General features: G+C 40.6%; 1 protein-coding gene and 1 pseudogene. One reads left to right on the top strand and one right to left on the bottom strand.

The window, feature by feature from the left end:
• Positions 1-122, bottom strand: a pseudogene (locus BFP75_RS04040) (IS1595 family transposase); the annotation flags it as partial.
• Positions 123-397: 275 nt separating this feature from the next.
• Between BFP75_RS04040 and BFP75_RS04035 the strand changes: the two are divergent.
• Positions 398-641, top strand: a 244-nt coding sequence (locus BFP75_RS04035; RefSeq protein WP_133118649.1) for a hypothetical protein, incomplete at its 3' end; no start/stop codon positions are given.

The raw sequence follows: 641 nt of genomic DNA, 5'->3' as shown, positions 1-641 counted from the left end.
ATCCAAAAATGTTCCTTGCCACCGCATTTACATTCCACCCCGATCTTGTCCCGCTCTTCCTTGAAATGCTGCCTACAGGCCTCTTCGCTCCCAAAATGTGCCGTAAAATCGAATAGGTTCATAATTCCCCTTTTTACAAAAATAACAAGGATATTTAAATTATGAGTGCTTACGGACAATCAGTTATTGAATCTTAAATGATGTATTTTACCCGATTTTCTAGTTATTTCATCTAAAAGTCAAAAATGTTTTGATTGATTATTTTATTCTACTTATTAGTTTGTTAATTTTAGTTAAAGATTCATTCCCAGTTTATTGACTGCTTCCCCATTTGAGTTTTATAGTGATTCAATTTCTCCGATTTAATAGAAGGAAAAAATATTAATTGATAGCACTGATGAAAAAAAATCCCTTGCCCCATTCTATGAATTTTAAGCGCTGGCGATCCATGTTATCTATTCTTTTTCTGGGCGTCCTCGTCCTTGCCTTTTCGCCCATGTTTTTGGGACCTGGCCTTACGGGCACGGAGCCGATCGGCGGTTTTCTGAACGGGAACTTCCCGGACGTGGACCTTAGCGACGAGCCCTACGAGGAGGCCTATGGGAGCGTACGGTTCGACTGGCCCCTTACCTTTACACCTG

Origin of the sequence: Maribacter sp. 4G9, assembly GCF_002742265.1 — a bacterium.
Classification (GTDB): Bacteria; Bacteroidota; Bacteroidia; order Flavobacteriales; family Flavobacteriaceae; genus Maribacter.
Note: the sequence above shows the minus strand (reverse complement) of the source record. Positions and strands in the feature narration are given on the sequence as shown.